The following is a 25,264-nucleotide window of genomic DNA, read 5'->3' on the forward strand; positions in this document are numbered from 1 at the left end:
TCATTTAAGGGGTGAAGCAGTTGACAGGTCAACTTGTTCAATATGGACGGCACCGACAGCGCAGGAGTTATGCGCGCATTAGTGAAGTGTTGGAGCTGCCGAATTTAATCGAAATTCAAACCGCTTCCTATGATTGGTTTCTGGAAGAAGGATTGCGCGAAATGTTTCAGGATATTTCCCCGATAGAGGACTTTACGGGCAATCTATCACTGGAATTTGTCGATTATAGTTTGGGTGAGCCAAAATATCCCGTGGAAGAGTCGAAGGAAAGGGATGTCACATATAATGCTCCACTTCGAGTAAAGGTCCGATTAATCAATAATGAGACCGGCGAAGTAAAGGAACAGGAAGTATTTATGGGTGATTTTCCACTCATGACCGACACCGGTACCTTCATTATTAATGGAGCTGAGCGTGTTATTGTTTCACAGCTGGTACGCTCTCCAAGTGTTTATTATAATGAAAAAATTGATAAAAACGGGAAAAGAGGATTTACTGCAACGGTGATCCCAAACCGGGGAGCATGGCTGGAATTCGAAACAGATGCCAAGGATATTGTTTATGTCCGAATTGATCGGACCCGTAAACTTCCAATAACAGTGTTGCTCAGAGCGCTTGGGTTTAGTGATGACCAGGAAATTGTGGACCTCTTAGGCGAAAATGAATATTTGCGGAACACACTTGAAAAAGATAATACAGAATCAACGGAAAAAGCACTTCTGGAAATTTATGAACGTTTGCGTCCCGGGGAACCACCGACAGTTGAAAATGCGAGAAGCTTATTGGTTTCACGCTTTTTTGACCCGAAAAGATATGACCTGGCTCACGTGGGCCGCTATAAAATGAATAAAAAACTGCATATAAAAAACCGTCTGTTTAACCAGGTGTTGGCAGAAACGGTAGTAGATCCGGAAACAGGAGAAGTACTGGCACAAAGAGGCGATAAAATAGATCGCAAGCTGTTGGATCAGCTGATGCCATTTATTGAAAGTGAAGAAGAAAAGCTTGGAGAAAAAGTATTGGAACCACAAGAAGGGGTTATGGATGAGGAAATCCCGCTTCAGTCCGTCAAAATCATTGACCCGACTGACCCGGAAGGTGAAAGGGAGTTAACCGTCATCGGTAACGGAGCGGTGGACAGAGGGATTAAAAACATCACACCTGCTGATATTTTGGCTTCCATCAGCTATTTCTTTAACCTGCTTCACCAGGTTGGAGACACGGATGATATTGACCATCTGGGGAATCGCCGGCTTCGTTCGGTTGGGGAATTGATGCAAAATCAATTTCGTATCGGGTTATCCCGTATGGAACGTGTCGTTCGTGAACGTATGTCCATTCAGGATACATCCAGCATAACACCGCAGCAGTTGATTAATATACGGCCGGTAATTGCGTCCATTAAAGAATTCTTCGGCAGCTCACAGCTTTCTCAATTTATGGACCAGACCAACCCACTGGCAGAGCTTACGCATAAACGGCGTTTGTCAGCATTGGGGCCGGGCGGGCTGACCCGTGAACGTGCAGGTTTTGAAGTGCGTGACGTGCATTATTCCCACTACGGACGAATGTGCCCGATTGAAACACCGGAAGGGCCGAACATCGGACTAATTAATTCACTGTCAAGCTATGCAAAAGTGAATAAATTCGGGTTCATTGAAACGCCTTACCGCCGGGTAGATCCGGAAACAGGGAAGGTTACTGCCCAAATAGATTATTTGACTGCAGATGAGCAGGATAATTATGTTGTAGCGCAGGCCAACTCCATTTTGAATGAAGACGGCAGTTTTCAAAATGAAGAAGTCGTTGCCCGTTTTCGTGAAGAGAACGTGGTTGTCTCCAGAGATGAAATTGATTATATGGACGTATCACCAAAACAGGTGGTATCTGCTGCAACCGCCTGTATTCCGTTCTTGGAAAATGACGACTCCAACCGTGCGCTGATGGGTGCGAATATGCAACGCCAGGCAGTTCCTTTGATGAACCCGGAAGCACCAATTGTCGGTACGGGGATGGAATATGTTAACGGAAAAGATTCCGGGGCTGCAATTATTTGCAGGAATGAAGGAATCGTTGAAAGAGTGGAAGCAAAAGAGATTCATATTCGCCGCATCTCCGAGGTTGATGGAAAAGAAGTGCAGGGCGATATGGATGTTTACAGATTGGAAAAATTCATCCGTTCCAACCAGGGAACTTGCTATAACCAACGTCCAATTGTTAAGGAAGGCGACCGTGTAACCAAAGGTGAAATCCTTGCAGACGGTCCTTCCATGGAAGATGGAGAATTGGCATTGGGACGTAACGTCCTCGTAGGGTTCATGACCTGGGAAGGTTACAACTATGAAGATGCTATTATAATGAGTGAAAGACTTGTTAAGGATGACGTGTATACGTCCATTCATATTGAAGAGTATGAATCTGAAGCCCGTGATACCAAACTGGGGCCTGAGGAAATCACAAGAGATATTCCGAATGTCGGTGAAGATGCCCTCAAGAATCTGAACGAGCACGGGATCATCCGGGTTGGTGCCGAGGTGACAGACGGGGATATTCTCGTAGGAAAAGTTACACCTAAAGGAGTAACTGAGCTTTCTGCAGAGGAACGGCTTCTGCACGCTATTTTCGGTGAGAAAGCACGTGAAGTGCGTGATACATCCCTCAGGGTGCCTCACGGTGCCGGCGGAATTGTACTTGAGGTGAAAATTTTCAACCGGGAAGACGGGGACGAACTGCCTCCTGGTGTAAATCAACTGGTACGTGTATATATTGTCCAGAAACGTAAAATTAATGAAGGGGATAAAATGGCAGGCCGTCACGGAAATAAAGGGGTTATTTCCAAAATACTGCCTGAAGAAGATATGCCATTTTTACCTGATGGAACCCCGATTGATGTCATGCTTAACCCACTCGGTGTACCATCGCGAATGAATATTGGACAGGTGTTTGAACTGCACCTTGGAATGGCTGCGAAACAGCTCGGTATTCATGTAGCATCACCGGTATTTGATGGTGCAACGGAAGAGGATGTATGGGAGACCCTGGAGGAAGCGGGCATGCCCCGAGATGCAAAAACGGTGCTGTATGATGGACGTACAGGGGAACCATTTGACAACCGGGTATCTGTCGGAGTCATGTACATGATTAAACTTGCGCACATGGTGGATGACAAACTGCATGCGCGTTCCACCGGTCCGTATTCCCTTGTTACACAGCAGCCACTCGGTGGTAAAGCCCAATTTGGCGGTCAGCGTTTCGGGGAAATGGAAGTATGGGCGCTGGAAGCTTATGGTGCGGCGTATACACTGCAGGAAATTTTAACCGTGAAATCAGATGATGTCGTAGGCCGTGTGAAAACCTATGAATCCATCGTGAAGGGCGACAATGTTCCTGAAGCAGGTGTTCCGGAATCCTTCAAAGTACTAATCAAAGAACTTCAAAGCCTTGGTATGGATGTCAAGATGCTCTCCGGCGAAGAAGAGGAAATTGACATGCGCGAATTGGAGGAAGAAGAAACACAGCAAACCAGCAGACTTAACTTAGAAGTAGAAGGTTCTTAAACAGCTGGAGAAGTGGTGCAAAGACTGGAGGAAGCAGCTGGAACCATTACATTCCTTCAGGATAAATAGAGATGTTGATCGGGATAAGATGTGAAGTCCATCCTGTTGAAGCAATGATGATTCTGCTATCCGACGAGTGTCGGATAGCAGATCACAAACGTTTTTCGGCAGGCAGGAAAGAATTAGCCTTTCCACCTGTATAAGTGAAACTCAGGCTTGCGCACCAAGGGCTGGCGATAAGCCAAGTTTGCTATAAAACGGACACAAAAAGGGAGGTAGACCCTTGCTGGATGTAAATAATTTTGAGTATATGAAAATTGGTTTGGCGTCACCGGAAAAAATTCGTTCATGGTCTTACGGTGAGGTGAAAAAGCCGGAAACAATTAATTACCGTACATTAAAACCGGAGAAAGACGGACTGTTTTGTGAACGTATCTTTGGCCCGCAAAAAGACTGGGAATGTCATTGCGGAAAATATAAACGGGTTCGCTATAAAGGTGTTGTGTGTGACCGCTGTGGAGTGGAAGTAACAAAGGCAAAAGTCCGCAGGGAACGAATGGGTCACATTGAACTGGCCGCGCCTGTATCCCATATCTGGTATTTTAAAGGAATACCAAGCAGAATGGGTCTTGTGCTTGATATGTCACCGCGTGCATTGGAGGAAGTAATCTATTTTGCCGCATATATCGTAACAGAACCCGGAGACACTCCACTGGAGAAGAAGCAGCTTCTCTCCGAAAAAGAATATAGGACTTATTATGACAAGTACGGCAAGTCATTTAAAGCACAAATGGGAGCAGAAGCAATCCGAAAACTGCTTCATGATATCGACCTGGAAAAAGAAGTGGATACGTTGAAAGAAGAGCTGAAAACAGCTCAGGGCCAGCGACGTACAAGAGCAATTAAACGATTGGAAGTACTGGAAGCTTTTCGGCATTCAAAAAATGAAACTTCCTGGATGGTTCTTGATGTATTACCGGTCATTCCGCCGGAAATTCGCCCGATGGTTCAACTCGATGGTGGTCGTTTTGCCACTTCGGACTTAAACGACTTGTATCGCCGTGTAATTAACAGAAATAACCGGCTAAAACGCTTGCTGGACCTCGGTGCACCAAGTATTATCGTCCAAAATGAGAAGCGGATGCTGCAGGAAGCAGTGGATGCGTTGATCGATAATGGCCGTCGCGGCCGTCCTGTAACCGGACCGGGAAATCGTCCGTTAAAATCTTTATCCCATATGCTGAAAGGGAAACAGGGACGTTTCCGTCAAAACCTGCTCGGGAAGCGAGTGGATTACTCCGGACGTTCCGTTATTGTTGTCGGACCGAACTTGAAAATGTATCAGTGCGGACTGCCGAAAGAAATGGCGCTGGAATTGTTTAAACCATTTATTATGAAAGAGCTCGTGGAAAAAGGGATTGCCCATAATATTAAATCGGCAAAACGGAAAATTGAACGCGTCCATCCGGAAGTTTGGGATGTGCTGGAAGAAGTCATTAAAGAACATCCGGTATTGTTAAACCGGGCACCGACTTTGCACAGACTCGGTATTCAGGCGTTTGAACCCACGTTGGTGGAAGGCCGTGCTATACGTCTTCACCCGCTTGTATGTACAGCTTATAATGCGGACTTTGATGGGGACCAGATGGCAGTTCACGTTCCTCTATCGGCAGAAGCTCAGGCGGAAGCGCGCATACTGATGCTTGCAGCACAGAATATCCTTAACCCGAAGGATGGTAAACCGGTTGTAACACCTTCCCAGGATATGGTGTTGGGTAACTATTATCTCACCATGGAAAGGGAAAATGCCATCGGGGAAGGAAAAGTATTCAAGGATGTCAGTGAGGCACTGCTTTCTTACCAAAACGGCTATGTGCACCTGCACACCCGTGTTGCCATACAGGCATCCGGCCTGAACAACAGAACATTTAATGAAAAACAGCAGAGTCAATTGCTGTTGACAACGATCGGGAAATTAATCTTTAACGAAATATTACCGGATTCCTTCCCGTATATTAATGAACCGACCAGGGTTAACCTGGAGGATCACACACCGAATGCTTATTTTGTAGAAAAAGGAACGGATGTAAAAGAGGAAATACAATCCCGCGAACTGATTAAACCATTTAAAAAAGGTTTCCTTGGCGATGTGATCGCAGAAGTGTTTAAACGGTTTAAAATCAGTGAGACTTCTAAAATGCTTGACCGTATGAAAGATCTTGGTTTCAGTTATTCTACAAAAGCAGGTATGACAGTCGGTATTTCAGATATTGTTGTTTTGGCGGAAAAAGAAAAAATACTGGATGAAGCCCAAGGAAAAGTGGATAATGTACTGAAACAGTTCCGTCGGGGTCTTATTACAGATGACGAGAGGTACGACCGGGTCATTTCCATCTGGTCCCAGGCAAAAGATACCATTCAGGATAAATTGATGGAGTCGTTAAGTGAGCGGAACCCAATATTTATGATGAGTGATTCCGGCGCAAGAGGTAATGCTTCCAACTTTACACAATTGGCCGGTATGCGTGGTCTGATGGCAAACCCTGCCGGAAAAATTATTGAACTTCCAATCAGATCAAGCTTCAGGGAAGGTTTAACAGTACTCGAGTACTTTATTTCCACACACGGTGCCCGTAAAGGTCTTGCGGATACTGCACTGAAAACTGCCGACTCAGGTTATCTGACACGCCGTCTGGTGGATGTTGCTCAGGATGTCATTATCCGTGAAGCGGATTGCGGCACGGATCGGGGTCTGCCCGTCTCTGCATTGATGGATGGAACCGAGTTAATCGAACCGTTGTTTGACCGGTTGGTAGGGCGTACTGCTTTCCATGAAGTACGTCATCCGGAAACAAATGAATTACTCGTAGAAAAAAAAGATTTAATTACTGAAGATACGGCAAAGCAAATTGTGGAAGCAGGAATTGAAAATGTAACGATTCGCAGTGCATTCACATGTAATACAAAATACGGTGTTTGCCAAAAATGTTACGGCCGTAACCTTGCAACAGGTTCAGACGTAGAGGTTGGAGAAGCAGTAGGAATTATTGCAGCTCAATCCATTGGTGAACCTGGTACACAGTTGACTATGCGGACCTTCCATACCGGAGGAGTCGCCGGAGACGATATAACCCAAGGTCTTCCGAGAATTCAGGAATTGTTTGAGGCACGTAATCCGAAAGGTCAGTCTGTCATTACCGAAGTTCACGGTACGGTAGAAGAAATGAAAGAAACGAAGGATGGTCAGGAAGTAATTGTGCAAGGCGAAGTGGAACAGCGCAGCTATACGGTTCCGTTTAACGCCCGCATGAAAGTAAGCGTTGGGGATGAAGTCATTGCCGGCCAGGAACTTACAGAGGGCTCTATTGATCCGAAAGAACTCTTGCGTGTGCAGGGCGTAGAAGGTGTACAAAATTATCTTCTGCGTGAAGTACAGCGGGTATATAGGATGCAAGGGGTTGAAATTGGCGATAAACACGTAGAAGTAATGGTTCGCCAGATGCTTCGCAAAATTCGTGTTGTTGACTCAGGTGATACTGATGTGCTTCCTGGTTCACTCCTGGATCTTCATCAATTCAGGGATGCCAACCATGACGTACTGCAGAAAGCCGGCCAGCCGGCTACCGGAAAACCGGTTCTGCTTGGAATTACAAAAGCATCTCTTGAGACGGATTCCTTCTTATCGGCAGCATCCTTCCAGGAGACCACGCGTGTCCTGACAGATGCAGCCATTAAAGGAAAACGGGATGAACTGCTTGGACTGAAAGAGAACGTGATTATAGGTAAACTCGTTCCAGCCGGAACCGGTATGCAGCGGTACCGCAGAATAAAAGGTGCCACTGATGAACCGGAAGAAGAAGTGGTGGAAGAAACAGAAACGGTTCAATAATGAACGCATTGTAATTAAAAATTCGGGAGCACCAAATTTATAAATATTATTGACATCAACCACCCATGGTGATAGAATATTCAAGGTGCTTCCGAATAATACTTGACAGATGGAAAAGCATAAAACTTTCCTGTCTGTATAAATTGCAGAGGCGTTTGTCCATATGCGCGGCAAACACCAAGTTTTCTAATCACTTTGGAGGATGCGAAATGTCTTATGAAAAAGTGGCTCAAGTGAAATCACGTATAATCATCGGTACCAAACAAACACTAAAAGCCATGAAAAATGGGGAAATAAGTGAAGTGGTTATTGCTGATGATGCAGATCAATCCATCACACAAAAAGTAGTCGATTTAGCACAGGAGCTTGACATTCCATGTCAGCATGTGGATTCGATGAAAAAATTGGGGATTGCATGTGGTATTGAAGTTGGAGCATCGACAGTAGCTATAAGAGAACAGTAGTTTTAATGGGAAATCTGTTGAAGCTTTGTTTTTACACGTCAGGAAAGGATGAAATTTCAGCTGATTTAATGCAGCTAAAATTTTGCAGCCTAAGTATAGGAAAAGTAAACGCATTTACTACAACGTATGTGAATGCGGGTTTTTCTGGCAAAGAATGAACCACCTGGGTGTGTGGGATTAGAGGAAGCTGTCACAGGAAGCCATTTACGCATTGTAAATCAGCTTACTTTACAAATCACCTGAGATAGGGGAAGAAAGGAGGACAACAACATGCCAACAATTAACCAGCTTGTAAGAAAAGGCCGTGTGAATAAGCCTAAGACATCTGACTCACCTGCGCTGAATAAAGGTTATAACAGCTTCAAAAAGCAGCTGACAAACCAAAATTCTCCGCAAAAGCGTGGTGTTTGTACACGTGTAGGCACACTGACACCGAAGAAGCCGAACTCTGCGCTTCGTAAATATGCCCGTGTTCGTTTGTCAAACAACATGGAAGTAACAGCATATATCCCTGGAATTGGACACAATTTGCAGGAGCACAGCGTAGTATTGCTTCGCGGTGGCCGGGTAAAAGACTTGCCTGGGGTTCGTTATCACATTGTCCGTGGTGCGCTTGATACTGCAGGAGTTGAAGGACGTGCACAAGGACGTTCCAAATATGGTACGAAGAAACCGAAGAAGAAGTAAATAGTGAATAGTCTTAGCACTGAAAGCTATTAGACAGAGAATGTAACAAAATAAACTGCCGGAAATGAAAGGGAAGATTAACTGAACTTCAACATACCGGTAGCGGGAGAAGCGGGGAAGTGCCCCGGCTTTCTCAAATACACCAAGGAAGAAAGGAGGGGGGACATATGCCACGTAAAGGACCAGTACCTAAACGCGATGTCTTGCCGGATCCGTTATATAACTCAAAATTAGTAACCCGTTTGATCAACCAAATCATGATTGATGGAAAACGCGGAAAAGCACAAAAAATTCTCTATAATGCTTTTGAACTTGTTTCAGAAAGAAGCGGTCAAAACGCCATGGAAGTTTTTGAACAGGCGATGAAAAATGTTATGCCCGTTCTTGAAGTGCGTGCCCGCCGTGTTGGTGGATCCAACTATCAGGTTCCAATGGAGGTTCGTCCGGAACGACGTCAGGCACTAGGTTTGCGTTATATCGTAAATTATTCGCGTCTGCGCGGTGAAAAAACAATGGAAGAACGTCTGGCAAATGAAATTCTGGATGCATCCAACAATACAGGAGCAGCCGTGAAGAAACGTGAAGAATTGCATAAGATGGCGGAAGCGAACAAAGCATTTGCTCACTACCGCTGGTAAGACCCTGCCGGTGACTTTGTTATTGCAAAGTCATTATGCCGCAAGCTCGAGCTTGAAAGGGATGCAGTTAAATAGTTTAACGATTTCTAAACCTGGAATAAAAGCTTTTTAAGAGAAAGGAGAAGAATACATGGCAAGAGAGTTCTCCTTAGAAAAGACGCGTAATATTGGTATTATGGCACATATTGATGCAGGAAAAACCACTACTACAGAGCGTATTCTTTTCTACACAGGACGTATTCATAAAATCGGTGAAACTCATGAAGGTGCTTCTCAGATGGACTGGATGGAGCAGGAGCAGGAGCGTGGAATAACCATTACTTCTGCTGCTACAACAGCTCAGTGGAAAGATCACCGTATTAATATTATTGATACACCGGGACACGTGGACTTTACTGTAGAGGTAGAACGTTCACTAAGGGTCCTTGATGGTGCGGTAACCGTTTTGGATGCACAATCAGGTGTTGAACCACAGACAGAAACAGTATGGCGCCAGGCTACAACGTATGGTGTGCCGCGTATTGTGTTTATTAACAAAATGGATAAAGTAGGTGCTGACTTTCTGTATTCTACAGGAACGTTAAAAGAGCGCCTTGGTGCAAACGCACATCCGGTACAAATGCCAATTGGTGCTGAGGATAATTTTGAAGGCATTATTGATCTGGTCAACATGGAAGCTCATTTCTATTTGGATGACCTGGGAACAAAAGCAGAATCACGCGAGATTCCGGCCGAGTATAAAGAAAAGGCGGAAGAATTGCGTGCAGGCCTTGTTGAAGCAGTATCAGAAATTGATGAAGATTTAATGATGAAGTTTCTTGAAGGGGAGGAAATCTCCAACGAGGAATTGAAAACTGCTATCCGTAAGGCAACTTTGGATGTAGAATTCTATCCGGTATTTTGCGGATCTGCATTTAAAAACAAAGGTGTTCAGCTTGTAATCGACGGGGTTATCGACTATCTTCCAGCTCCAACAGATGTTGCGGCAATCGAAGGTATTCTTCCTGGAAAAGAAGATGAAGATGAAAAAGTTACCCGTCCCGCAGACGATAATGGTCCATTCTCTGCGTTGGCATTTAAAGTAATGACAGACCCTTACGTTGGAAAGCTGACTTTCTTCCGCGTCTATTCAGGAAAACTGGATTCAGGTTCCTATGTAAAAAATTCAGTGAAGGATAAACGTGAACGTGTAGGTCGTATTTTACAGATGCACGCTAACTCCCGTGAGGAAATCTCCACGGTATATTCCGGTGAAATTGCAGCTGCAGTCGGCTTAAAGGATACTTCCACCGGGGATACTCTTTGTGACGAAAAAGACGAAGTGATTCTTGAGTCCATGGACTTCCCTGAACCCGTCATCAGTGTTGCTATTGAACCGAAGACAAAAGCTGACCAGGATAAAATGGCCATCGCACTTGGCAAACTGGCTGAAGAGGATCCGACGTTCAAAACCGAAACAAACGTGGAAACTGGCCAAACAATCATTTCCGGTATGGGTGAATTACACCTGGATGTAATTGTTGACCGCTTGAAACGCGAATTTAAAGTGGAGGCAAATGTAGGAGCACCACAAGTAGCCTACCGTGAGACATTCCGTCAATCCGCGGAAGTGGAAGGCAAATTTATCCGTCAATCCGGTGGACGCGGCCAATACGGTCATGTTTGGGTGAAATTTGAGCCGAACGAAGAAGGCGCAGGTTTTGAATTTGAAAATAAAATCGTCGGTGGTGTCGTACCGCGTGAATATATTCCTTCCGTTGAACAAGGAATTAAAGAAGCAATGGAAAATGGAGTGTTAGCCGGTTACCCGCTGATTGATGTGAAAGCATCACTATTTGATGGAAGCTACCATGATGTAGACTCCAATGAGATGGCATTTAAAATCGCTGCATCCATGTCTCTGAAAGAAGCAAAGAATAAATGTAACCCAGTGCTTCTCGAGCCGATGATGAGAGTGGAAATAGTGATTCCGGAAGAATATATGGGAGATATTATGGGGGATGTCACATCCCGCAGAGGCCGTGTGGAAGGTATGGAAGCAAGAGGGCCAGCTCAAGTAGTTAAAGGGTTTGTACCACTTGCGGAAATGTTCGGTTATGCTACAGCATTACGTTCAAACACACAAGGCCGCGGCGTATTCACCATGTATTTCGATCACTATGAAGAAGTGCCGAAAAGCATTTCCGAAGAAATTATTAAGAAAAATTCAGGTGAATAATTGATTTTTTACTCAATCTGAAGTATAACTTTTAGTGAAGGCCGAGAAATAACGCTAACTGTTGTTTCTTGTTGAAATATAAATAATAACAACTTTTATTTATTTAAAGGAGGAACTATAAATGGCTAAAGAAAAATTCGATCGCTCGAAAAGTCACGTTAACGTAGGGACATTAGGACACGTTGACCATGGTAAAACTACGCTGACTGCTGCAATTACAATTGTAATGGCAAAGAAATCCGGTGCAGGGGATCAAATGGCATATGACCAAATTGACAACGCACCAGAAGAAAAAGAACGTGGAATTACAATTGCAACATCCCACGTGGAGTATGAAACAGAAACGCGTCACTATGCACACGTTGACTGCCCGGGACACGCTGACTATGTTAAAAACATGATCACAGGTGCTGCTCAAATGGATGGAGCTATCCTGGTTGTTTCCGCTGCAGACGGCCCAATGCCACAGACTCGTGAGCACATTCTATTATCCCGTAACGTTGGCGTACCTGCTTTCGTCGTATTCCTAAACAAAACTGACATGGTGGACGACGAAGAATTGCTTGAACTAGTAGAAATGGAAGTTCGCGACCTGTTAACTGAGTATGACTTCCCAGGTGATGATGTACCAGTAGTTAAAGGTTCTGCATTGAAAGCAATTGAAGGAGACCCTGAATACGAAGAAAAAATTGTTGAACTAATGAACGCAGTTGATGAGTATATTCCAACTCCGGACCGTGACAAAGACAAGCCATTCATGATGCCTGTTGAGGACGTATTCTCCATCACTGGCCGTGGTACTGTTGCGACTGGTCGTGTTGAGCGTGGAGAAGTTAAAGTTGGGGACGAAGTGGAAATCATCGGCCTTGCTGAAGAATCCACCAAAACAACTGTTACCGGTGTTGAGATGTTCCGTAAGCTTCTTGACTATGCAGAAGCAGGAGACAACATTGGTGCACTATTGCGTGGTGTAGCACGTGAAGATATTAACCGCGGACAGGTGCTTGCAAAGCCTGGTTCCATTACTCCACACACAAAGTTTAGTGCAGAAGTTTATGTATTGTCCAAAGAAGAAGGTGGACGTCACACTCCATTCTTTGAAAACTATCGCCCGCAGTTCTATTTTCGTACAACAGACGTAACTGGAGTTATTCAGTTGCCTGAAGGTACAGAAATGGTAATGCCTGGAGACAACATTGAAATGGATGTTGAATTGATCTCCCCGATCGCTATTGAAGACGGTACACGTTTTTCCATCCGTGAAGGCGGACGTACTGTAGGATCAGGCGTAGTAACAAAAATTAAAGAGTAACAATAGGTAAAACAGGCAATGCTCACTAAGCATTGCCTGTTTTTTTTTGTTTGATAATCTTTAAAGTTGCAGCGGTGTGTTTACCATATATCAAGTCCTTTTGGAAAAGCTTTTATTTTACCAACCCAGGTTAATAGATATTTATATAATGTAACTTACTCCTGGAAACAGAAATTTTATACGTTTAATAAACCCGCATGGATACTGTAATTGGTGAAACTATAGAGTCATTTGCCAAATGGACTCTAAAAAAATTAATCCCATTACAAAAAAAGTCCTTTATCCCCTTGCAATCACCGAAAAAAGTACGTATAATATGTAGATGTGCAATCAAAGGATTTATTTAAAAAAGGTTGCATTGACCGCATTTCTTCTATATAATATGAATGTTGGTCACAAGAGGCGATGATGCGGAAGGTTGTTGGCACACCCGGCCCCTTTGCCATGGCTGGCTGTCAAGAAATTTCCGCGGAGAAGTCTATTTATAATATGGGCGAAAAGGAGGGAAAATAATGGCAAAAGAAAAAATCAGAATCCGTTTAAAGGCGTATGATCACCGCATTTTGGATCAATCCGCCGAGAAAATCGTAGACACGGCTAAGCGGGCAGGATCAAATGTGTCCGGACCGATTCCGTTGCCTACAGAAAAATCGGTGTACACTATTTTGCGTGCGGTGCACAAATATAAGGATGCTCGTGAACAATTCGAAATGCGTACACATAAACGTCTGATCGATATTGTGAACCCTACACCACAGACAGTCGATTCACTGATGCGTCTTGACTTGCCATCTGGTGTAGATATTGAAATCAAATTATAAACTGAAAGAAATATAGGAGGTGCAAACGGATGACGAAAGGAATCTTAGGACGTAAAATCGGCATGACTCAGTTGTTCTCAGAAACCGGCGAACTTGTACCGGTCACTGTTATTCAAGCTGAGCCAAATGTAGTCTTGCAGAAAAGAACAAAAGAAAATGATGGATATGAAGCAATTCAACTAGGGTTTTACGATGTTAAGGAATCACGTTCAAACAAAGCGGAAAAAGGTCATGCTGAAAAAGCAAACACCACACCTAAGCGCTACGTTCGTGAAATCCGTGACGCCAATCTTGATGAGTATGAAGTAGGTCAGGAAATAGGCGTTGATGTGTTTGAAGCCGGAGATAAGATTGATGTAACCGGAACGACGAAAGGGAAAGGATTCCAGGGTTCCATTAAACGGCATAACCAGGCCCGCGGACCAATGACACACGGTTCCCACTATCACAGAGGACCAGGTTCACTGGGTGCTGTTGATCCAATGCGCGTTTTCAAAGGAAGACCGCTTCCCGGACAAATGGGTGGAAACCAAGTAACAATCCAGAACCTTGAAATTGTAAGTGTTGATACAGAACGCAATCTTCTACTGGTAAAAGGAAATGTACCTGGAGCAAAAAAATCATTCGTCAAAGTAACGAGTGCGGTAAAGGCTAAATAATTATACAGATGAAGGGAGGATTTGTCATGCCTACAGTAGCACTATTTAAACAGGATGGTTCTCAGGCCGGAGACGTGGAATTAAACGAAGCCGTCTTTGGAATTGAGCCAAACACACATGTATTACACGAAGCTGTCGTGATGCAGCGTGCATCACTAAGACAGGGCACCCATGCTGTGAAAAACCGCTCGGAAGTACGTGGCGGCGGACGCAAGCCATGGCGCCAAAAAGGGACAGGACGTGCACGTCATGGATCCATCCGTTCACCAATCTGGGTAGGCGGAGGAACGGCGTTTGGTCCAACACCAAGAAACTATGGCTACAAAATGCCGAAAAAGGTTCGCCGTCTGGCATTAGTATCTGCATTGTCTTCCAAAGTAAAAGAAGGAAACCTTGTCGTACTGGATGCTATAGCTATGGAAGAACCAAAAACAAAAGAAATAGTAAAAATGCTTGAAGCACTGAATGTAAACGAAAAGGCATTGATTGTAACAGCTGACAAAGAAGATACAGTTATTCGTTCAGTAAACAATCTGCAAAAAGCAAATGTATTAACTGTCGATGAAATCAGTGTTCTGGACTTGCTTTCGCATGACAAGCTGATCATTACAAAAGATGCAGCTGAAAAAGCAGGGGAGGTGCTTGCATAATGAAAGATCTTCGAGATATTATTAAGCGCCCTGTCATTACAGAGCATTCCTCTGATTTATTGGCAGAGAAAAAATATACGTTTGAAGTGGATAAGAAAGCAAATAAAACAGAAATAAAAAATGCCGTTGAATTAGTGTTCGGCGTTACAGTGGATAAAGTAAACACCTTGAATATGAAAGGAAAGTTCAAGCGGATGGGACGTTACGGAGGCTATCGTCCGGACCGCAAAAAAGCAATCGTGCAGCTTTCCGAAGACAGTAAAGAAATCGACTTCTTTGAAGGATAAGAAAACCGAATTAGTGAAGGAGGGAAACGAAGATGGCGATTAAAAAGTTTAAACCAACATCAAACGGAAGACGTAACATGACTGCTTCCGATTTTGCTGAGATTACAACAGATACACCTGAAAAGTCCTTGTTAAGCCCGTTGCATAAACGTGGAGGCCGAAACAGTCAGGGTAAGTTGACTGTGCGTCATCAGGGCGGTGGTCACAAACGCCAATACCGCATCATCGACTTTAAGCGCGATAAAGATGGGGTACCAGGACGCGTTGCTACAATTGAGTATGATCCAAACCGTACAGCAAACATCGCATTGATTCACTACGCTGACGGAGAAAAAAGATATATTCTGGCACCAAAAGGTCTGCAAGTAGACCAAAAAGTGGAGTCAGGAGAAAATGCAGATATTAAACTGGGAAATGCACTTCCACTTGGAAACATTCCGATTGGTACCATTGTGCATAACATTGAACTGAAACCAGGACGCGGCGGTCAGTTGGCTCGTTCTGCAGGCGCTGAAGCCCAAATTCTTGGACGTGAAGGAAAATACACCCTGGTACGCCTTGCATCCGGTGAAGTCCGTCTCATTTTGACCACATGCCGTGCAACCATCGGCCAGGTTGGAAACATTGAGAATGAACTGATCCGCGTAGGGAAAGCAGGACGTTCCCGCTGGAAAGGTATTCGTCCGACAGTCCGCGGTTCCGTGATGAACCCGAACGATCACCCGCATGGTGGTGGTGAAGGACGTGCACCTATCGGTCTTAAATCACCAATGTCACCTTGGGGTAAAAAGACACTTGGATATAAAACACGGAAGCGCAACAAACCATCAGATAAATATATTGTTCGTCCACGTAAAAAATAAATGAAATATAGACGGGGGAGACCCGTCTGTTAACTCTGAAAGGAGGCTTTTTCATGGGTCGCAGTTTAAAGAAGGGACCTTTTGCAGATGATCATCTGCTTAAAAAAGTTGATACGTTAAACGAATCAGACAAAAAACAAGTTATTAAAACCTGGTCACGCCGTTCTACAATTTTCCCATCATTTGTCGGACACACCATCGCTGTATATGACGGGCGCAAGCATGTTCCTGTTTACGTTACGGAAGATATGGTTGGACATAAATTGGGTGAATTCGCGCCATCCCGTACGTTTAAAGGGCATGCCGGCGATGATAAGAAAACAAAACGCTAAAGAGAGGAGGCACTAAGCATGCAAGCGAAAGCCACGGCAAAATCGGTTCGTATTGCTCCTCGTAAAGTACGTTTAGTCGTTGATTTAATTCGAGGAAAAGATGTAGGTGAAGCAGTTGCGATTTTACGTCACAAAGAACGCGGTGCTTCTCCGGTTGTAGAAAAAGTATTAAACTCTGCAATCGCCAATGCAGAACATAATTATGAAATGGACACAGATAACCTTGTTATATCCGAAGCATATGTAAATGAAGGTGTCACATTGAAACGTTTCCGTCCACGTGCTCAAGGACGTGCAAGTAAAATCAATAAACGCACAAGCCACATTACAGTGGTTTTAACAGAAAAGAAGGAGGGATAGTTAGTGGGTCAAAAAGTAAATCCTACAGGTCTTCGCATAGGCGTCATTAAAGATTGGGAGTCCAAATGGTATGCAGACAAAGAATATTCAGACTTACTACACGAGGATATTAAAATTAGAGAATATCTTGAAAATCGGTTAAGCACTGCTGCCGTTTCATCAATAGATATTGAACGTGCTGCCAACCGGGTGAACATTACGATCCACACCGGCAAACCCGGAATGGTCATCGGTAAAGGCGGTTCTGAAGTAGAAGCACTTCGTAAATCTTTGAACAGCTTAACAGGCAAGCGGGTTCATATAAATATTGTGGAAATTAAAAAGGTTGACTTGGACGCTAACTTAGTAGCTGAAAATATTGCTCGTCAACTGGAAAACCGTATTTCATTCCGCCGTGCGCAAAAACAATCCATTCAGCGATCCATGCGTGCTGGAGCTAAAGGTGTAAGAACACAGGTGTCCGGCCGATTGGGCGGAGCGGATATTGCCCGGGCGGAGAGTTACAGTGAAGGAACAGTACCACTGCACACACTAAGAGCTGATATCGACTATGGTACAGCAGAAGCGGATACTACCTATGGTAAACTGGGTGTAAAAGTGTGGATTTATCGTGGGGAAGTTCTTCCAACAAAATCAGATAAATAAGGAAGGGGGCACTTTCTATGTTAATGCCTAAACGTGTGAAATATCGCAGACAACATCGTGGTAAAATGAATGGCCGTGCAAAAGGCGGCACAACGGTATCTTTTGGTGAGTATGGTTTGCAGGCGCTGGAACCATCATGGATTACAAGCCGACAAATTGAAGCTGCCCGTATTGCAATGACACGTTACATGAAACGTGGCGGAAAAGTATGGATTAAGATTTTCCCGGATAAACCATATACTGCAAAGCCCCTCGAGGTTCGAATGGGTTCCGGTAAAGGTGCTCCGGAAGGCTGGGTAGCTGTAGTTAAACCTGGAAAAATAATGTTTGAAATCGCTGGAGTACCAGAAGAAGTTGCGCGTGAAGCGTTGCGTCTTGCAGCTCACAAACTGCCGATCAAATCGAAATTTGTAAAACGCGAAGAAATTGGTGGTGAAAGCAATGAAGGCTAATGAAATTAAAGAACTTACCACTACCGAAATTGAACAAAAAATAAAATCATTAAAAGAAGAGTTATTTAACTTGCGTTTCCAGCTTGCAACAGGACAATTGGAAAACACGGCTCGTATCCGTGAAGTGAGAAAATCCATTGCTCGTATGAAAACCGTTGTACGTGAACGGGAACTCGGAGTAAGTAACTAGAATATAAGAAGAGGAGGATTGCCTCAATATGACTGACCGTAATAATCGTAAGGTATACACAGGACGTGTTGTATCGGATAAAATGGATAAGACGATTTCCGTAATGGTTGAAACTTATAAATTTCATCCGTTATATGGGAAACGTGTTAAGTATTCCAAGAAATTCAAAACGCATGACGAAAATAATCAGGCGAAAACAGGCGATATTGTGCGGATTATGGAAACTCGACCATTATCAGCTACAAAACGCTTCCGTTTAGTCGAGGTTGTCGAAGAAGCGGTAATTATATAAGAATGATTCGGTAATGCAGGTAACCGAAGGGAGGTCTCAAGCGAATGATTCAGCAGGAAACAAGATTAAAGGTGGCAGATAACTCAGGAGCCCGTGAAGTTCAAGCGATAAAAGTATTGGGCGGTTCCGGCCGTAAGACAGCCAATATCGGTGATGTAGTAGTTTGTACTGTGAAACACGCAACACCAGGAGGCGTTGTCAAAAAAGGCGAAGTGGTAAAAGCGGTTATTGTACGTTCGAAATCAGGTGCACGCCGCAAAGACGGTTCTTACATTCGTTTTGATGAAAACGCGGCAGTAATTGTCCGTGATGATAAGAGTCCAAGAGGCACACGTATTTTTGGGCCGGTCGCACGTGAATTACGTGATGCCAAATTCATGAAAATCGTATCTCTGGCTCCGGAAGTATTATAATTTGGTATTCAAAACTGTGTTTCCGGGATGCATCGAATAATATGGACAACAGCCAACGTTTCTGGTAACCAGAGTTGTGCAGCCTCATTCGAAGTATCCTGATCAACTGCTTTTGAATAACGTTGATAAACGGAAAAGACCACAGCAAGGAGGTGCGTCAAGCATGCACGTTAAAAAAGGTGATAAAGTAAAGGTCATATCCGGAAAAGACCGTGGAAAAGAAGGAACCATCCTGGAAGCATTTCCGAAAAAGGATCGAGTACTTGTAGAAGGAATCAACATGGTTAAAAAACACGCGAAGCCTTCCCAGGAAAACCCGCAAGGCGGTATTTTGGAACTGGAAGCTTCCATACATGTTTCCAACGTAATGCCGATTGATCCAAAAACAGGAGAACCGACCCGGATTGGCTATGAAGAGAAAGATGGAAAGAAAGTGCGCATCGCTAAGAAATCCGGTGAAGCATTAGATAAATAATTTGTCAGTCACGAAAGGAGGGCGCTCGAGATGAATGAATTGAAACAAAGATATCAGGATGAAGTACTACCATCCTTAATGAATAAATTTGAATATAAATCTGTAATGCAAGTACCATCGATTGAAAAAATCGTAATCAACATGGGTGTTGGTGATGCTGTACAAAATGCTAAAGCATTGGACAATGCGATTGAAGAGCTATCATTAATTTCCGGTCAAAAACCTGTGGTAACCCGTGCTAAGAAATCCATTGCAGGCTTTCGTCTTCGTGAAGGAATGCCGATCGGAGCAAAAGTAACCCTTCGCGGCGAGAGAATGTATGAATTTCTGCAAAAACTGATCGCTGTTTCATTGCCGCGTGTACGTGATTTTCGCGGTATTTCGAAAAAAGCTTTTGATGGACGCGGTAATTATACACTAGGCGTAAAAGAACAATTGATTTTCCCGGAAATAAACTACGATAAAGTAAATAAAGTCCGCGGTATGGATATTGTGATTGTAACAACTTCCGACACGGATGAAGAGGCTCGTGAACTCTTGTCACAGCTCGGCATGCCTTTCCAAAAATAAGCTTTTACAGCTACTGTAAGGAGGGAAAATTGTGGCTAAAAAATCAATGATTGCAAAGCAAAAACGCCCGCAAAAATATAAAGTGCGTGAATATACACGCTGTGAACGCTGTGGACGTCCACATTCCGTAATTCGTAAATTTAAACTTTGCCGAATTTGTTTCCGTGAACTTGCCTACAAAGGTCAAATTCCCGGTGTCAGAAAAGCAAGCTGGTAATCCCCGATTTGGGAAGGAGGTAATGATTAATGGTTATGACAGATCCAATTGCAGATATGCTGACTCGTATTCGTAACGCCAATATGGTAAAACATGAAAAACTGGAGCTTCCAGCTTCTAAAATGAAAAAAGAAATAGCTGATATTTTAAAGCGCGAAGGCTATGTTTCCGATTATGAATTCGTTGAGGATAACAAACAGGGTATCCTGCGTATTTTTCTTAAATACGGTACAAACGATGACCGTGTAATAACCGGAATTAAGCGTATCAGCAAGCCGGGACTTCGTGTCTATGCAAAAGCAAATGAAGTGCCACGCGTTCTCAACGGCTTGGGAATAGCGATCGTATCCACATCCAGAGGAGTTCTTTCTGATAAGGAAGCACGCTCACAGGCTGTTGGCGGCGAAGTGCTGGCGTATGTTTGGTAAATAGGATTTCTTAATGAGGAGGTGCAGTAATGTCACGTATAGGACTGAAGCCTATTAACATCCCTGAGGGTGTAGAAGTGAAGTTGGATAATAACACTGTTTCGGTCAAAGGCCCTAAAGGGGAATTATCCAGAACAATAAGCAGCGAAATGAAAGTTAATATAGAAGATAACGTAATTACCGTCGAGCGTCCGAGTGATAACAAAGAACACCGGGGCTTGCACGGAACAACACGCAGTCTGATCAGCAATATGGTAGAAGGCGTGAGCAAAGGTTTTGAGAAATCACTTGAAATTATCGGGGTGGGATATAGAGCCCAAAAGCAAGGAAATAAAGTAGTCATTAATGCCGGCTACTCTCATCCGGTAGAGCTTGACCCCATAGATGGCATTGAAGTTGATGTCCCAAAAAATACACAGCTAATCGTAAAGGGTATCGATAAAGAGCTTGTAGGAGCAGTTGCCTCAAACATTCGTGCCATCAGACCACCGGAACCATACAAAGGTAAAGGTATCCGCTACGCAGGCGAATATGTGCGACAAAAAGAAGGTAAAACTGCGAAGTAAGGTTAGTTAAGCCAGAAAGGAGTGAGCTTGATGATCAAAAAGCCGGACAAAAATGTTACGCGCAAAAGAAGACACGCACGCGTGCGCAGACACATTACCGGTACACAGGAACGTCCCCGTTTAAATGTGTATCGTTCAAATAAACACATGTACGTACAGTTGATTGATGATCAAAATGGAACTACCATCGTTAGTGCTTCTACTCAGGATAAAGATCTTGAAGCAGCATCAACAGGAAACGTGGAAGCAGCAAAACAAGTAGGAGAAGCAATTGCCAAACGTGCCCAGGATAAAGGATATAAATCAGTAGTATTTGACCGTGGGGGTTATCTTTATCATGGACGTGTAAAAGCCTTGGCAGACGCTGCAAGAGATGCAGGTCTTGAATTTTAAAGGATAAAGGAGGGAACCATTACATGAACACAAACATTGATCCGAACAAATTAGATCTTGAAGAACGTGTTGTTACGGTTAACCGTGTTGCAAAAGTGGTAAAAGGCGGACGGAATTTCCGTTTTGCCGCACTGGTTGTAGTAGGGGATAAAAATGGTCATGTAGGCTTTGGTACAGGGAAATCAAAGGAAGTGCCGGAAGCTATTAAAAAAGCAGTAGATGATGCAAAGAAAAACCTGATAACTATTCCGATTGTTGGTACAACAATACCTCATGAAATTCATGGTGTATACGGTTCAGGCAATGTGCTGATGAAGCCTGCTGCAGAAGGTACGGGAGTAATCTCCGGCGGACCGGTTCGTGCCATTATGGAACTTGGCGGTGTTGGTGACGTACTGACAAAATCATTGGGTTCCAATACGCCAATTAACGTCATTCGTGCAACATTGAGCGGACTAACAAACTTAAAACGTGCAGAAGACGTAGCAAAACTGCGTGGAAAGTCTGTAGAAGAACTGTTAGGATAAGGAGGGAAAAGCTATGTCTAAAAAGTTGGAAATCACCCTCACACGTAGTGTCATTGGTACAAATGAGGTTCAGCGTAAAACTGTGGAAGCATTGGGGCTCAAAAAAATCCGTCAATCCGTTGTTCGGGAAGATACACCAAGTGTACGCGGAATGATCAATAGAGTATCCCATCTGCTTGCGGTTAAAGAAGTTTAAAAGTCTAGAGCGTAAAGAGGAGGTGCACATATGAAACTTCATGAATTAAAGGCATCGGAAGGTAGTCGCAAAAAACGGAATCGCGTAGGCCGCGGTATGTCATCCGGAAACGGAAAAACTTCCGGCCGGGGACATAAAGGACAAAAAGCACGTTCAGGCGGCGGTGTACGTCCAGGATTCGAAGGTGGTCAATTACCATTATTCCAGCGCTTGCCAAAACGCGGATTCACCAATATCCACCGGAAAGAGTTTGCGATTGTAAACCTGGATGCTTTAAATCGTTTTGAAGACGGCACGGAAGTTACACCTGAGCTATTACTTGAAGAAGGTGTCGTTAGTAATCTGAAAGCCGGTATAAAAGTACTCGGCGGTGGTTCTATCGAGAAAAAATTAAAAGTAAAAGCTCACAAATTCTCAGCTTCAGCCGTTGAAGCAATTGAGGAAGCGGGCGGGAATACAGAGGTGATTTAATTAATGTTTCGGACAATCTCCAATTTTATGCGCGTTGGTGACATCAGACGAAAAATAATATTCACACTGCTCATGCTTGTTGTTTTCCGGCTCGGAACGTTTATCCCTGTTCCGTATACAGACAGGGAAGCAATAGATTTCATGAGTCAGCAGAACGTATTCGGTTTTCTGAATATCTTCGGCGGAGGCGCCCTGCAAAATTTCTCCATTTTTGCCATGGGTATTATGCCGTACATTACCGCTTCCATTATTATGCAACTGTTGCAGATGGATGTAGTACCAAAGTTTGCCGAATGGAAAAAGCAAGGGGATATGGGGCGTAAAAAGCTTGCACAAGTAACACGTTACGGAACGATAGTGCTTGCGTTTATTCAAGCTATTGCCATGTCCATCGGATTTAATGTGATGGCGGGGGGAATGCTGATACAAAACCCAAACGCCTTAACATTCCTGATTATTGCGATTGTGCTGACGAGCGGTACTGCATTTCTTATGTGGCTTGGGGAACAGATAACGGCGAATGGTGTGGGTAACGGAATCTCCATCATTATATTTGCCGGGATTGTTGCAGCTGTGCCAAATGGAATTCAGCAATTATACAGCCAGTACTTTGTCAATCCGGGGGATGACCTGTTCATCAATATAATTATTGTGGCCTTGATTGCCCTGGTTGTTGTGGCTGTTATTGTAGGTGTGGTATTTATTCAGCAGGCACTTCGTAAAATACCAATTCAATATGCGAAAAAACTTGTAAACCGTTCTCCAGTAGGCGGACAATCCACACATTTACCGTTAAAAGTTAATGCTGCAGGGGTAATTCCGGTTATCTTTGCGATTGCTTTTATGATTGCACCAAGTACGGTTGCAGGTTTCTTTGAAGGAAGTCCTGTTGCACAGACAATTTCAATGATATTTGATTATACTGAGCCAATCGGTATGGTCTTGTATGTTGCGTTAATCATTGCATTCACTTACTTCTATACGTTCGTGCAAGTAAACCCTGAAAATATGGCTGAAAATCTGCAAAAGCAAGGCGGATATATTCCAGGGATTCGCCCTGGTCATAATACAGAAACTTATCTTACCCGCGTCATTAATCGACTGACATTTGTCGGTGCACTCTTTTTGGCTGCTGTTTCTGTACTACCAATCGTATTGGGTGGCATTGCCAATCTGCCTCAAGCAGTACAAATCGGCGGCACAAGTTTACTCATCGTAGTTGGTGTTGCACTGCAAACGATGAAACAACTGGAAAGCCAGTTGGTAAAACGCCACTACAAAGGATTTATCCGGTAAGATTTGCTGCCAAGAGAAACGAGGGGAAAAGATTTGAATTTGATTTTAATGGGATTGCCTGGTGCCGGAAAAGGAACACAGGCTGAGAAAATAAATGAAAAATTTAATATCCCTCATATTTCAACGGGAGATATGTTCCGTTTGGCTATTAAAGAGGGAACAGAACTGGGTAACAAGGCGAAAGCATTTATGGATGAAGGGAACCTTGTTCCGGATGAAGTAACAATTGGAATCGTTAGAGAACGTCTCAGTAAAGATGATTGCAGCAATGGTTTCTTACTGGACGGATTTCCAAGAACCATTGCCCAGGCGGAAGCATTGCAAGAGCTGCTCGCCGATATGAATGCATCACTCGATTATGTCATTCACGTAGATGTACCTGAAGAAAAATTGGTGGAGCGCTTAACCGGCCGCAGAATTTGTCCAACATGCGGGGCGACATATCATGTTAAATATAATCCTCCGAAAACAGAAGGCAAATGTGATCATGATGGGTCAGAACTGATTCAGCGGGATGACGATAAAGCGGAAACCGTAAAGAACCGTCTGGCTGTTAATATCGAGCAAACAAAGCCTTTACTCGACTTCTATGAGGATAAAGGATACCTTGTAAGCGTAAATGGTGATCAGGAAATCGACCAGGTATTTGAAGATATCCGAACAAAGATTGAAAAGTAGTGTTCTTCTGATGTGAAACAGCAGTAAAAAGGATGCAATTCAGTGGTTGAAAAGTTATAATGAACGTTGGGATAGCAATTATCCGCTACACTGAGTGAAACCGTCTTTTTTAAAAGGAGATCAATATATTCTATAGCCTAAGTGAAGGTGATCGTTGTTGAACGAAGATGATTCGATTCCGCTGATAGGTCAAGTTGTTCGTATTAAGCAAGGACGTGAGGCAGGACAATTTGCTGTTATCATTCAAGTTGTGGATGATCGGTATGTTCTGCTTGCAGATGGGGAAAAACGTAAATATGATCGACCAAAGAAAAAGAATCTGCATCATATTGAGAAAATGGATTATATTTCTCCGGAAGTCCAAAACAGCCTTCTAGAAACTGGTCGTGTCACAAATGGCAAAATAAGATTTGCCATAGCTAAATTTACGAATGAGATTGTGACTGATTAAAAGAAGGGAGATCAACACGATGGCGAAAGACGATGTAATTGAAGTGGAAGGAACTGTAACGGAAACCTTGCCGAATGCGATGTTTAATGTAGAGCTTGAAAATGGCCATACGGTCCTGGCGCACGTATCCGGTAAAATCCGTATGCATTTCATCCGTATTCTGCCTGGTGATAAAGTAACGGTAGAGCTTTCACCTTACGATTTAACAAGAGGAAGAATAACGTACCGATATAAATAAGTGCTCCTATGTAAAAGGAGGTAGTATTG

32 protein-coding genes are annotated in these 25,264 nt (G+C 43.7%); all 32 read left to right on the forward strand.

Annotated features, from left to right (window positions below; all coding sequences use genetic code 11):
* The first annotated feature begins 20 nt into the window (after positions 1 to 20).
* Entirely contained in the window at positions 21 to 3,557 is a 3,537-nt protein-coding gene (rpoB, locus tag ACZ42C_RS15880) for a DNA-directed RNA polymerase subunit beta (RefSeq protein ID WP_461181511.1), read from the forward strand.
* Between the two features lie 283 nt (positions 3,558 to 3,840).
* Positions 3,841 to 7,446: a DNA-directed RNA polymerase subunit beta' gene (rpoC, locus tag ACZ42C_RS15885; protein WP_461181510.1), complete on the forward strand. Its 3,606-nt coding sequence runs from the start codon at positions 3,841 to 3,843 to the stop codon at positions 7,444 to 7,446.
* Between the two features lie 209 nt (positions 7,447 to 7,655).
* Positions 7,656 to 7,910, forward strand: coding sequence for a 50S ribosomal protein L7ae-like protein (locus ACZ42C_RS15890; RefSeq protein ID WP_461181509.1), 255 nt, complete (start codon positions 7,656 to 7,658; stop codon positions 7,908 to 7,910).
* A 270-nt stretch (positions 7,911 to 8,180) separates the two neighbouring features.
* Positions 8,181 to 8,597, forward strand: coding sequence for a 30S ribosomal protein S12 (gene rpsL / locus ACZ42C_RS15895; RefSeq protein WP_461181508.1), 417 nt, complete (start codon positions 8,181 to 8,183; stop codon positions 8,595 to 8,597).
* A 167-nt stretch (positions 8,598 to 8,764) separates the two neighbouring features.
* On the forward strand, positions 8,765 to 9,235 hold the full coding sequence (gene rpsG, locus ACZ42C_RS15900; protein ID WP_461181507.1) for a 30S ribosomal protein S7: 471 nt from the start codon (positions 8,765 to 8,767) through the stop codon (positions 9,233 to 9,235).
* Positions 9,236 to 9,365: 130 nt separating this feature from the next.
* The gene (fusA, locus tag ACZ42C_RS15905; RefSeq protein ID WP_461181506.1) at positions 9,366 to 11,453 is read left to right on the forward strand and encodes an elongation factor G; all 2,088 of its coding nucleotides are present in this window, start codon (positions 9,366 to 9,368) and stop codon (positions 11,451 to 11,453) included.
* A gap of 121 nt (positions 11,454 to 11,574) precedes the next feature.
* Complete coding sequence (gene tuf, locus ACZ42C_RS15910; RefSeq protein WP_461181505.1) at positions 11,575 to 12,765, forward strand: elongation factor Tu; 1,191 nt, start codon at positions 11,575 to 11,577, stop codon at positions 12,763 to 12,765.
* Between the two features lie 512 nt (positions 12,766 to 13,277).
* Complete coding sequence (rpsJ, locus tag ACZ42C_RS15915) at positions 13,278 to 13,586, forward strand: 30S ribosomal protein S10 (RefSeq protein WP_461181504.1); 309 nt, start codon at positions 13,278 to 13,280, stop codon at positions 13,584 to 13,586.
* A gap of 29 nt (positions 13,587 to 13,615) precedes the next feature.
* The gene (gene rplC / locus ACZ42C_RS15920; RefSeq protein WP_461181503.1) at positions 13,616 to 14,245 is read left to right on the forward strand and encodes a 50S ribosomal protein L3; all 630 of its coding nucleotides are present in this window, start codon (positions 13,616 to 13,618) and stop codon (positions 14,243 to 14,245) included.
* Between the two features lie 26 nt (positions 14,246 to 14,271).
* Positions 14,272 to 14,895 (forward strand): 50S ribosomal protein L4, encoded by a 624-nt coding sequence (gene rplD / locus ACZ42C_RS15925; RefSeq protein ID WP_461181502.1) that lies wholly within the window; start codon positions 14,272 to 14,274, stop codon positions 14,893 to 14,895.
* Positions 14,895 to 15,182, forward strand: coding sequence for a 50S ribosomal protein L23 (gene rplW, locus ACZ42C_RS15930; protein ID WP_461181501.1), 288 nt, complete (start codon positions 14,895 to 14,897; stop codon positions 15,180 to 15,182). Before rplD ends, rplW begins: the two co-directional genes overlap by 1 nt.
* A 32-nt stretch (positions 15,183 to 15,214) precedes the next feature.
* Positions 15,215 to 16,045 (forward strand): 50S ribosomal protein L2, encoded by an 831-nt coding sequence (rplB, locus tag ACZ42C_RS15935; RefSeq protein ID WP_461181500.1) that lies wholly within the window; start codon positions 15,215 to 15,217, stop codon positions 16,043 to 16,045.
* A gap of 53 nt (positions 16,046 to 16,098) precedes the next feature.
* Positions 16,099 to 16,377 (forward strand): 30S ribosomal protein S19, encoded by a 279-nt coding sequence (rpsS, locus tag ACZ42C_RS15940; protein WP_461181499.1) that lies wholly within the window; start codon positions 16,099 to 16,101, stop codon positions 16,375 to 16,377.
* A gap of 18 nt (positions 16,378 to 16,395) precedes the next feature.
* On the forward strand, positions 16,396 to 16,737 hold the full coding sequence (rplV, locus tag ACZ42C_RS15945) for a 50S ribosomal protein L22 (RefSeq protein ID WP_461181498.1): 342 nt from the start codon (positions 16,396 to 16,398) through the stop codon (positions 16,735 to 16,737).
* A gap of 3 nt (positions 16,738 to 16,740) precedes the next feature.
* Positions 16,741 to 17,382 carry a 30S ribosomal protein S3 gene (gene rpsC, locus ACZ42C_RS15950; RefSeq protein WP_461181497.1) on the forward strand — a complete coding sequence of 214 codons (642 nt, stop codon included), beginning with the start codon at positions 16,741 to 16,743 and terminating at the stop codon, positions 17,380 to 17,382.
* 17 nt (positions 17,383 to 17,399) lie between these two features.
* Positions 17,400 to 17,834, forward strand: a complete 435-nt coding sequence (rplP, locus tag ACZ42C_RS15955; RefSeq protein ID WP_461181496.1) for a 50S ribosomal protein L16 — start codon at positions 17,400 to 17,402, stop codon at positions 17,832 to 17,834.
* Positions 17,824 to 18,024: a 50S ribosomal protein L29 gene (rpmC, locus tag ACZ42C_RS15960; RefSeq protein WP_461181495.1), complete on the forward strand. Its 201-nt coding sequence runs from the start codon at positions 17,824 to 17,826 to the stop codon at positions 18,022 to 18,024. The genes rplP and rpmC overlap by 11 nt, the downstream gene beginning before the upstream one ends.
* A 28-nt stretch (positions 18,025 to 18,052) precedes the next feature.
* On the forward strand, positions 18,053 to 18,316 hold the full coding sequence (rpsQ, locus tag ACZ42C_RS15965; protein ID WP_461181494.1) for a 30S ribosomal protein S17: 264 nt from the start codon (positions 18,053 to 18,055) through the stop codon (positions 18,314 to 18,316).
* A gap of 44 nt (positions 18,317 to 18,360) precedes the next feature.
* A complete protein-coding gene (gene rplN, locus ACZ42C_RS15970) occupies positions 18,361 to 18,729 on the forward strand; it encodes a 50S ribosomal protein L14 (RefSeq protein ID WP_461181493.1) in 369 nt (122 codons plus the stop codon).
* A gap of 163 nt (positions 18,730 to 18,892) precedes the next feature.
* Positions 18,893 to 19,204 carry a 50S ribosomal protein L24 gene (gene rplX, locus ACZ42C_RS15975; RefSeq protein ID WP_461181492.1) on the forward strand — a complete coding sequence of 104 codons (312 nt, stop codon included), beginning with the start codon at positions 18,893 to 18,895 and terminating at the stop codon, positions 19,202 to 19,204.
* A 30-nt stretch (positions 19,205 to 19,234) separates the two neighbouring features.
* Positions 19,235 to 19,774 carry a 50S ribosomal protein L5 gene (gene rplE / locus ACZ42C_RS15980; protein WP_461181491.1) on the forward strand — a complete coding sequence of 180 codons (540 nt, stop codon included), beginning with the start codon at positions 19,235 to 19,237 and terminating at the stop codon, positions 19,772 to 19,774.
* 31 nt (positions 19,775 to 19,805) lie between these two features.
* Positions 19,806 to 19,991 carry a type Z 30S ribosomal protein S14 gene (locus tag ACZ42C_RS15985; RefSeq protein ID WP_461181490.1) on the forward strand — a complete coding sequence of 62 codons (186 nt, stop codon included), beginning with the start codon at positions 19,806 to 19,808 and terminating at the stop codon, positions 19,989 to 19,991.
* A gap of 29 nt (positions 19,992 to 20,020) precedes the next feature.
* Complete coding sequence (gene rpsH / locus ACZ42C_RS15990) at positions 20,021 to 20,419, forward strand: 30S ribosomal protein S8 (protein ID WP_461181489.1); 399 nt, start codon at positions 20,021 to 20,023, stop codon at positions 20,417 to 20,419.
* Positions 20,420 to 20,448: 29 nt separating this feature from the next.
* Positions 20,449 to 20,985 (forward strand): 50S ribosomal protein L6, encoded by a 537-nt coding sequence (gene rplF, locus ACZ42C_RS15995; RefSeq protein WP_461181488.1) that lies wholly within the window; start codon positions 20,449 to 20,451, stop codon positions 20,983 to 20,985.
* Between the two features lie 30 nt (positions 20,986 to 21,015).
* Entirely contained in the window at positions 21,016 to 21,378 is a 363-nt protein-coding gene (rplR, locus tag ACZ42C_RS16000; RefSeq protein ID WP_461181487.1) for a 50S ribosomal protein L18, read from the forward strand.
* A gap of 23 nt (positions 21,379 to 21,401) precedes the next feature.
* The gene (rpsE, locus tag ACZ42C_RS16005; RefSeq protein WP_461181486.1) at positions 21,402 to 21,905 is read left to right on the forward strand and encodes a 30S ribosomal protein S5; all 504 of its coding nucleotides are present in this window, start codon (positions 21,402 to 21,404) and stop codon (positions 21,903 to 21,905) included.
* 13 nt (positions 21,906 to 21,918) lie between these two features.
* Positions 21,919 to 22,101: a 50S ribosomal protein L30 gene (gene rpmD, locus ACZ42C_RS16010; RefSeq protein WP_461181485.1), complete on the forward strand. Its 183-nt coding sequence runs from the start codon at positions 21,919 to 21,921 to the stop codon at positions 22,099 to 22,101.
* A 30-nt stretch (positions 22,102 to 22,131) separates the two neighbouring features.
* Entirely contained in the window at positions 22,132 to 22,572 is a 441-nt protein-coding gene (gene rplO, locus ACZ42C_RS16015) for a 50S ribosomal protein L15 (RefSeq protein WP_461181484.1), read from the forward strand.
* A 3-nt stretch (positions 22,573 to 22,575) separates the two neighbouring features.
* On the forward strand, positions 22,576 to 23,868 hold the full coding sequence (gene secY / locus ACZ42C_RS16020; protein ID WP_461181483.1) for a preprotein translocase subunit SecY: 1,293 nt from the start codon (positions 22,576 to 22,578) through the stop codon (positions 23,866 to 23,868).
* Positions 23,869 to 23,901: 33 nt separating this feature from the next.
* Entirely contained in the window at positions 23,902 to 24,546 is a 645-nt protein-coding gene (locus tag ACZ42C_RS16025; RefSeq protein ID WP_461181482.1) for an adenylate kinase, read from the forward strand.
* Positions 24,547 to 24,703: 157 nt separating this feature from the next.
* On the forward strand, positions 24,704 to 24,997 hold the full coding sequence (locus tag ACZ42C_RS16030) for a KOW domain-containing RNA-binding protein (protein ID WP_461181481.1): 294 nt from the start codon (positions 24,704 to 24,706) through the stop codon (positions 24,995 to 24,997).
* Between the two features lie 19 nt (positions 24,998 to 25,016).
* The gene (gene infA, locus ACZ42C_RS16035; protein WP_010095735.1) at positions 25,017 to 25,235 is read left to right on the forward strand and encodes a translation initiation factor IF-1; all 219 of its coding nucleotides are present in this window, start codon (positions 25,017 to 25,019) and stop codon (positions 25,233 to 25,235) included.
* Positions 25,236 to 25,264 lie beyond the last annotated feature (29 nt).

This window comes from Virgibacillus kimchii (genome assembly GCF_055379185.1).